The 8,984-nt window shown below is 68.0% G+C and carries 6 protein-coding genes; all 6 read left to right on the top strand.

Translation table 11 applies throughout. The annotated features are described in order from the left end of the window. Positions 1-342: ABC transporter permease (locus JMF90_RS12035; protein WP_201325129.1), on the top strand; the 342-nt coding region annotated here is incomplete at its 5' end. Positions 343-430: 88 nt separating this feature from the next. After that, the gene (locus tag JMF90_RS12030) at positions 431-1,798 is read left to right on the top strand and encodes a sensor histidine kinase (RefSeq protein ID WP_054928194.1); all 1,368 of its coding nucleotides are present in this window, start codon (positions 431-433) and stop codon (positions 1,796-1,798) included. 13 nt (positions 1,799-1,811) lie between these two features. Beyond that, the gene (locus tag JMF90_RS12025) at positions 1,812-2,489 is read left to right on the top strand and encodes a response regulator (RefSeq protein ID WP_011544471.1); all 678 of its coding nucleotides are present in this window, start codon (positions 1,812-1,814) and stop codon (positions 2,487-2,489) included. 282 nt (positions 2,490-2,771) lie between these two features. Further along, positions 2,772-3,899: a porin gene (locus JMF90_RS12020; RefSeq protein ID WP_027812184.1), complete on the top strand. Its 1,128-nt coding sequence runs from the start codon at positions 2,772-2,774 to the stop codon at positions 3,897-3,899. Positions 3,900-4,257: 358 nt separating this feature from the next. Then, positions 4,258-6,276 (top strand): site-specific DNA-methyltransferase, encoded by a 2,019-nt coding sequence (locus JMF90_RS12015; RefSeq protein ID WP_011544473.1) that lies wholly within the window; start codon positions 4,258-4,260, stop codon positions 6,274-6,276. Continuing rightward, a partial coding sequence (locus tag JMF90_RS12010) for a type III restriction-modification system endonuclease (RefSeq protein WP_201325128.1) occupies positions 6,276-8,984 on the top strand: 2,709 nt, incomplete at its 3' end. The genes JMF90_RS12015 and JMF90_RS12010, both read left to right, overlap by 1 nt.

Below are 8,984 nucleotides of genomic sequence, written 5' to 3'. Positions count from 1 at the left end.
CAGGGCGTGCGCGAAGCGGATCGTTACCTGATCGCGAACGCGCAGATCCTCGGTGCGTCGCGCCGGCAGATCACCACGTCGGTCGTGATCCCGTCCGCGCTCTCGTGGATTCTCGCGAGCCTGCACGTGAGCTTCGGCTTCGCGCTGGTCGGCGCGGTGGTCGGCGAATTCCTGGGTTCCAAGCAAGGGATCGGGCTGCTAATCTCCACCGCCCAGGGCGCGTTCAACGCGAGCGGCGTGTTCGCGGCGATGATCGTGCTGGCCGTGGTCGCGCTGGCCGCCGACTACCTGCTGACGCGGATCGAGAAGCGGCTGCTGAAGTGGCGTCCCGCGGCGTTCTGAACACCGCCGATCGGCGCCTGACATGACACCCCCGACCGCGCCGGCGCCCCCGGCGCGGTTCGGCATTTCGGAGAAGGAGCGCGAGAGGATGGCGCACAGCCTGCGCGGGCGGCTCTTGTGGTGGCTGCTGCTGCCGCTCGCGGTGTTCGTGCTGATCGCCGGCGCGATGTCGTACGACACCGCGCGGACCACGGCCGCGCTCGTGCAGGACAGCGCGCTCGTCGCATCCGCGCGCACGATCGGCGAGGACGTCGAATGGCGCAACGGTCGGCCCGCGGCCGACGTGCCGCCCGCCGCGCTGGAGATCTTCGAATCGCCGTCGGGCGACTCGGTGTTCTACAAGGTGATCGACGGCCACGACCGCCTGCTCACCGGCAATCCGGCGCTCGACCTGCCCGCGCGGCACGGCACCGAGCCGACGCTGTACGACACGTCGCTTGACGGCGTGCGGCTGCGCGCGGTGGCCTACGACCGCCAGCTATATGACGAGGGGCAGGTCGAGACGGTCACGGTGGTGGTCGCGAAAACGACGCGTTCGTACGGCGCGATGGTCGCGACGATCTGGCGGCCGCAGCTCGTGCGCCTGTCGTTGATGCTGGTGCTCGCGGTGGTGCTCGTCTATCTCGGCCTCACCTTCGAGCTGCGCCCGCTGATGAAGCTCAAGGACGACGTGGCCGACCGCGGGCCGATGGAGCTGGAGCCGATCCGCCCCGAACGGCTCCAGCACGAGCTGCGGCCGATCGTCGACGCGATCAACCAGTGCATCGCGCGCCTGAACATGCATACGGCCACGCAACGCCGCTTCATCGCGGATGCCGCGCATCAGTTGCGCACGCCGATCGCGGTGCTCGATACGCAGATCCAGTACGCGCAGCAGCGCGGCAACGGCGATCACGAACTCGCGTCCGTGCTCGACAGCATGCAGCGCAGCAGCCGCAAGATGGCGGATGTGACCGACAAGCTGCTGCTGCTCGCGCATGCGGAAGCGACGCCGTCGACCTTGCTCACCCACCGCGTCGATCTGGCCGCGGTGGTGTCGAGCGTGCTGGAAGAGACGATCGTGCTCGCGCAGCGGCGCGACATCGACCTCGGCGCCGACCTCGGCGAGCGGCTCGACGTCGCGGGCAGCGACAGCCTGCTCACCGCTCTGGTGATGAACCTCGTCGACAACGCGGTGCGCTACACGCAGCCCGGCGGCTGCGTGACGGTCTGCGCGCGGCGCGACGGCGACACGATCGTGCTCGACGTGGTCGACGACGGCCCCGGCATCCCGGCCGAAGCCCGACCGCACGTCTTCAAGCGGTTCTACCGCGTGTCGGCCGATACCGAGGGGTCGGGCCTCGGGCTCGCGATCGTGCGCGAGATCGCGCTGGCGCACGGCGGCAGCGCATCGCTCGCGCCGGGGCCCGGCAATCGCGGTGTCGTCGTGACCGTGCGCCTGCCCGCTTTCGATTGAAGAGAACGCCGTCATGAAACTTTTGCTGGTCGAAGACAACGCCGAGCTCGCGCACTGGATCGTGAACCTGCTGCGCGGCGAGGATTTCGCGGTCGACTGCGTCGGCGACGGCGAGCGGGCCGACACGGTGCTCAAGACCGAACGCTACGACGCGGTGCTGCTCGACATGCGGCTGCCCGGCATCAGCGGCAAGGAAGTGCTCGCGCGGCTGCGGCGCCGCAACGACAACGTGCCGGTGCTGATGCTGACCGCGCACGGCTCGGTCGACGACAAGGTCGACTGCTTCGGCGCGGGCGCTGACGACTACGTCGTGAAGCCGTTCGAGTCGCGCGAACTGGTGGCGCGCATCCGCGCGCTGATCCGCCGGCAGGCCGGCGTCGGCACGACGCAGCTCGTGTGCGGCGACCTCGTCTATGCGTTCGGCACGCGCGAATTCCGCTGCGGCGACGCCGTGCTCGCGCTGCGGCGCCGCGAGCATGCGATCCTCGAAACCCTGATGCTGCAGCAGAACAAGACGGTATCGAAGGCGCGGCTGATGGACAGCGTGTTCGCGCTCGACGACGAGCCGAGCGCCGACGCGATCGACATCTACATTCACCGGCTGCGCAAGCATCTCGCCGGCAGCACGGCCGAGATCATCACGCTGCGCGGGCTCGGCTACATCCTGCGGATGAAGAGCGCGCACGGTTGACGCGGCGCGCTTCCCGCTTTCCACACATCAATTCGTAGCACGAATCATCATTGAAGCCTGCCGGACGTCCGGCAGGATCGCTTCCGCACGCGTGCCCGATCCACGATCATTGCGCGTTCGGTGTTTTCACCGATCCGATTCTTTCCTCCGGGAAAGCGTCGTGAAGGATTGCACCCTCTACGATGCTACGCGTCGGCCCGCTCGCTGTGGCCGGCAAGCGTCGGCATACATTACGTACTGCCAACGACCGGATTTCAATGCGGCAGTTCGGAGGAGACGATCTTGAAACGAAAAACCCTTGCCCTTTCCATCGCGGCGGCGGGCCTGTGCGCCGGCCACGCGCATGCGCAGTCGAGCGTGCAGCTCTACGGCCTGATGGACCTGAGCTTTCCGACCTACCGGACCCACGCCGATGCGAACGGCAAACACGTGATCGGGATGGGCAACGAAGGCGAACCGTGGTTCAGCGGCAGCCGCTGGGGCCTGCGCGGCGCCGAAGACATCGGCGGCGGCACGAAGATCATCTTCCGCCTCGAAAGCGAATTCGTGGTCGCGAACGGCCAGATGGAAGACGAAGGCCAGATCTTCGACCGCGACGCGTGGGTCGGCGTCGAGGACGAGCGCTTCGGCAAGCTGACGGCCGGCTTCCAGAACACGATCGCGCGCGATGCGGCGACGATCTACGGCGACGCGTACGGCTCCGCGAGACTGTCGACCGAGGAAGGCGGCTGGACCAACTCGAACAACTTCAAGCAGATGATCTTCTACGCGGCCGGCCCGACCGGCACGCGCTACAACAACGGCGTCGCGTGGAAGAAGCTGTTCAGCAACGGCATCTTCGCGAGCGCCGGTTACCAGTTCAGCAACTCGACCTCGTTCGCGACCGGCTCCGCGTACCAGGCCGCGCTCGGCTACAACGGCGGGCCGTTCAACGTGTCGGGCTTCTACAACCACGTGAACCACAACGGCTTCCGGAACCAGACGTTCTCGGTCGGCGGCAACTACACGTTCGACATCGTGCGGCTGAATGCCGGCTACTTCCGCTACAACGGCGACCAGGGCGCGCTCGGCCAGCGTCACGACGATTCGTGGACGGTGTCGATGAAGATCGCGCCGAAGGGCGCGCTCGACTACGAGCTCGGCTACCAGCAGATGCGCATCAAGAACGCCGCGAACAACGCGGACGGCTTCACGCCGAACGCGAACCTCGGCGCGTTCAGCCTGACCAACGGCGTGGCCAACGGCTTCAAGGAGACGATCTACGGGTCGGTGTTCTACCACCTGAGCAAGCGCACCGAGGTGTACCTGGCCGGCGACTACATGAAGCTGCACGGCGGCTACACGGTGTCGTCGACGTTCGGCGCGAAGAACCAGCTCGAACTGACGTCGGGCATCCGCACGCGTTTCTGATCCCAGGCAGGCATTGGGCGGGGCTCGTCGGGCCCTGCCGCCCCCTCCCTCCGGGATGCTCCATGCAGGCACGCCGGCGCACGACGCCGACCGTGCCCTTTTTTTCATCCCTTGTTCGTCCTTTTCGCGGCCCCGCCGGAGGTCCGCCGCGCGACCGCCGCCCGCCCCGTGCGACAACCGGCCCGAACCCGCTCGCGGCCCGTCCGGCGGGCGATCGCGGCCGATACCCGCCCCCTCGACTCACATCGGCGCTTGACCTGCGCCGACCGACTCGCTAGCGTTTCGGGTTTGCCCGGGCGGCCATTGCCGCCGGTGCCGTGAGCGCGCCCGACGTCCTGGCGCGCGCGGCCGGGCTCCGATGGAAAAGACGATGCAGAAACTCGATGCGGCCAGCCCGCAGGCGATGTCGACGGATTTCACCGCCGACAACGTCGCGCGCCTGAAGGCGCTGTTCCCCGAACTCGTGACCGAAGGCCCGGACGGCGCGTCGGTCGACGTCGACGTGCTGAAGGCGCTGGTCGGCGAGCGCACGGTCGGCGACGCCGACGAGCGCTACGGCTTCCACTGGCACGGCAAGCGCGCCGCGCGCCAGGCCGCGCTCACGCCGTCGACGGGCACGCTGCGGCCCTGCCCCGACGACAGCGTCGCGTGGGACGACACGCGCCATCTCGTGATCGAGGGCGACAACCTCGACGTGATGAAGCTGCTGCACAAGAGCTACGCCGGCAAGGTGAAGCTCGTCTACATCGATCCGCCGTACAACACCGGCAGCGATTTCGTCTATCCGGACGATTTCAGCGACAGCATCCGCCACTACCTGGCGATGACGGGCCAGACCGAAGCCGGCGTGAAGCGCAGCACCAACACCGAGGCGAACGGCCGGTTCCACACCGACTGGCTGAACATGATGTATCCGCGCCTGAAGCTCGCGCACGCGCTGCTGTCCGACGAGGGGCTGATCGCGGTGCACATCGACGAGCACGAAGTGCATGCGCTGGTGCTGATGCTGCGCGAGATCTTCGGCGAGGAAAACGAGCTCGGCGTGGCCGTGTGGGACAAGCGCAACCCGAAGGGCGACGCGCGCGGCGTCGCGTACCAGCACGAATCGCTGGTGCTGTTCGCGCGCAACGCCGAGACGCTGCTCGAACGGGCGCCGCTCAAGCGCCCGAAGCGCAACGCGCAGCGCATGCTCGATGCCGCGCACGACGCGGTGTACCGCAGCGGCAACCCGAAGGACGCGCAGAAGGCGTACCGCGCGTGGATGAAGGCGCAGACCAACCTGTCCGGCGGCGAGGTGATGTACGACCGGCTGTCGCCGGAAGGCCGCGTGTACCGCCTCGTGTCGATGGCGTGGCCGAACAAGAAGAAAGCGCCGGACGAATATTTCACGCCGCTGATCCACCCGGTCACCGGCAAGCCGTGCGCGATGCCGGCGCGCGGCTGGCGCAACCCGCCCGCGACGATGCAGGCGCTGCTCGAGCGCGGCCAGATCGAATTCGGCCCGGATGAAACCACGCAGCCGCAGCGGATCTACTACCTCGACGAGAACATGTACGAGAACGTGCCGTCCGTGCTGCCGTTCGCGGGCTCCGACGACGCGCTCTTGAAGACGCTCGGCATCCCGTTCGACCTGCCGAAGCCGGTCGACTTCGCGGCGGCCGTGATCGGCTGGTGCACGCGCGGCGACGACATCGTGCTCGACTGCTTCGCCGGCTCCGGTTCGACCGGCCACGCGGTGATGCAGGTGAACGCGACCGACGGCGGCGCGCGCCGCTACATCCTCGTGCAACTGCCCGAGGCGCTCGACCGCCGCGACAAGACGCAAACGGCGGCCGCCGATTTCTGCGCGAAGCTGAAAAAGCCGCTGACCCTCGCCGAAATCACGAAGGAACGCCTGCGCCGTGCCGCGCAACAGGTCGCGCGCGACTATCCGGAAAGCTATGGCGACCTCGGTTTTCGCGTATACCGGCTCGACACGACCAACGTGATCGAGTGGGACCCGCGCCGCGACGACTTCGACCATGCCCTCTTCGCGTCCGTCGAACACGTGAAGACCGGCCGCACCGAGGACGACCTGCTTGCCGAACTCACCTTGAAGCTGGGTCTCGACCTGTGCACGCCGGTCGAGCATCACCAGGTGGCCGGCAAGACGGTGCACCTGATCGGCCGCGCGATCGTCGCGTGCTTCGACGCACGCATTTCGCGCGACGACGCGGGCCCGCTCGCCGACGGCATCGTCGACCTGCTCGATGCGAGCGGCGCGTCGCGCGACGTCACGTGCCTGTTCCGCGACAGCGGTTTCGTCGACGACGTCGCGAAGCTCAATCTCGCCGCGCTGCTCGAACAGCACGGCGTGAAGCGCGTGCGGAGCCTGTGATGCGGCTGCATTTCGAAGCGGATCTCGACTACCAGCGCGAGGCGATCGACGCCGTCTGCGACCTGTTTCGCGGCCAGGAATCGTATCGCGGCGACTTCAGCGTGCTCGCGAACGCCGCGCCCGGCACGACGGCCGCCGCGCAAGGCTCGCTCGGCTTCGCGGTATCAGAGCAGGGTGTCGGCAACCGGCTGTCGCTGACCGACGACGCGCTCGCGCGCAATCTCGCCGACGTGCAGTTGCGCGGCGGGCTGCCGCCGTCCGGCCTGCCCGGCTCGCGCGACTTCACCGTCGAGATGGAGACCGGCACCGGCAAGACCTACGTGTACCTGCGCACGATCTTCGAGCTGAACCGCCGCTACGGCTTCACGAAATTCGTGATCGTCGTGCCGTCGATCGCGATCAAGGAAGGCGTGCACAAGACGCTCGCGATCACCGAGGATCACTTCCGCGCGCTGTACGCGGGCGTGCCGTACGACTACTTCCTGTACGACTCCGCGAAGCTCGGCCAGGTGCGCCACTTCGCGGCGAGCGCGGCGATCCAGATCATGGTGATGACGGTCGCCGCGATCAACAAGAAAGAGATCAACAACCTCTACAAGGACAGCGAGAAGACCGGCGGCGAGAAGCCGATCGACCTGATCCGCGCGACGCGGCCGATCGTGATCGTCGACGAGCCGCAAAGCGTCGACGGCGGCCTCGAAGGGCGCGGGCGCGAAGCGCTCGCCGCGATGGCGCCGCTCTGCACGCTGCGCTATTCGGCCACGCACGTCGACCGCCATCACATGGTGTACCGGCTCGACGCGGTCGACGCGTACGAGCGCAAGCTCGTCAAGCAGATCGAGATCGCGTCGGCGATCGTCGAGGATGCGCACAACAAGCCGTACGTGCGGCTCGTCGGCGTGTCGAACCGGCGCGGCGCGATCAGCGCGCGCGTCGAGCTCGACGTCGCGACGGCGGCCGGCGTGAAGCGCCAGATCGTGTCGGCGACCGACGGCGACGATCTCGAACGCCTGACCAAGCGCGCGCTGTACGCGGGGCTGCGGATCGGCGAAGTGCATGCGGTCAAGGGCGCCGAATACGTGGAGCTGCGCCATCCGGAAGGCGAGGCGTTCCTGTCGCTTGGCGAGGCGTTCGGCGACATCGACACGCTGGCGGTGCAGCGCGAGATGATCCGCCGCACGATCCGCGAGCATCTCGACAAGGAGTTGCGCCTGGCCGAGCGCGGCGTGAAGGTGCTGTCGCTGTTCTTCGTCGACTCGGTCGAACGCTATCGCCGCTACGACGAGAACGGCATGCCGGTGAAGGGCGACTACGCGCTGATCTTCGAAGAGGAATATGCGCGCGCGGCCCGTGTGCCGGCCTACCGTGCGCTGTTCGACGGCGTCGACGTCGCGCTGGAAGTCGAGCGTGCGCACAACGGCTACTTCTCGATCGACCGCAAGGGCGGCTGGACCGACACGAGCGAGAGCAGCGCGGCGGCCCGCGAGAACGCGGAGCGCGCGTACGGCCTGATCATGCGCGAGAAGGAAGCGCTGCTGTCGTTCGACACGCCGCTGAAGTTCATCTTCTCGCACTCGGCGCTGAAGGAAGGCTGGGACAACCCGAACGTGTTCCAGATCTGCACGCTGCGCGACATCCAGACCGAACGCGAGCGCCGCCAGACGCTCGGCCGCGGGCTGCGCCTCGCGGTCGATCAGGACGGTGAACGCGTGCGCGACCCGGGCGTCAACACGCTCACCGTGATCGCGACCGAGCGCTACGAGTCGTTCGCGGAAAACCTGCAGAAGGAAATCGAGGCCGATACGGGCATCCGTTTCGGGATCGTCGAGGAACACCAGTTCGCGGCGCTGCCCGTGCAGGAAGACGGCGGCCCCGCGCACGCGCTCGGCATCGAGCTGTCGCGCGTGCTGTGGAACCATCTGCACGAGCAGGGCTACGTCGACGCGCAGGGCAAGGTGCTCGACCGGCTGAAGGATGCGCTGCGCCAGAGCGCGCTCGTGCTGCCGGATGCATTCGAGCGGCTGCGTGCGCCGATCGTCGCGACGCTGCGCAAGCTGTCGGGCCGCTTCGCGGTGCGCAACGCCGACGAGCGCCGCGCGATCGCGTTGCGGCGCGATGCGTCGGGCAAGGCCGTCGTGTTCGGCGAGGATTTCCGCGCGCTGTGGGATCGCATCCGCCATCGCACCGTGTACCGCGTCGAGTTCGACAACGCGAAGCTGGTGCGCGACTGCACGGCCGCGCTGCGCGACGCGCCGGACATCGCACGGGCGCGGCTGCAGTGGCGCAAGGCCGAGATCGACATCGGCAAGGCCGGCATCGAGGCGATCGAGGTGGCCGGCGCCGGCACGGTGCTGCTCGACGAAGGCGAGTTGCCGCTGCCCGACCTGCTCACCGAGCTGCAGGACCGCACGCAGCTCACGCGCCGTTCGCTTGCGACGATCCTCGCCGACAGCGGCCGGCTCGACGATTTCCGCGTGAATCCGCAGCAGTTCATCGCGGTCGCGGCCGATGCGATCAACCGCTGCAAGCGGCTCGCGCTCGTCGCGGGCATCGCGTACCGCAAGCTCGGCGAGCGCCACGTGCATGCGCTCGAATCGTTCGAGAGCGAAGCGCTGACCGGGTACCTGCGCAACCTGCGGCCGGACGCACGCAAGTCGATCCACGAAGCGGTCGTGTGCGAGACGGACGCGGAGCGCGCGTTCGCCGAT

Source organism: Burkholderia sp. E168m23, from assembly GCF_016586125.1.
Classification (GTDB): domain Bacteria; phylum Pseudomonadota; class Gammaproteobacteria; order Burkholderiales; family Burkholderiaceae; genus Burkholderia; species Burkholderia orbicola.
The sequence above is the reverse complement of the archived record's forward strand: the minus strand, read 5'-3'. Positions and strand labels throughout refer to the sequence as shown.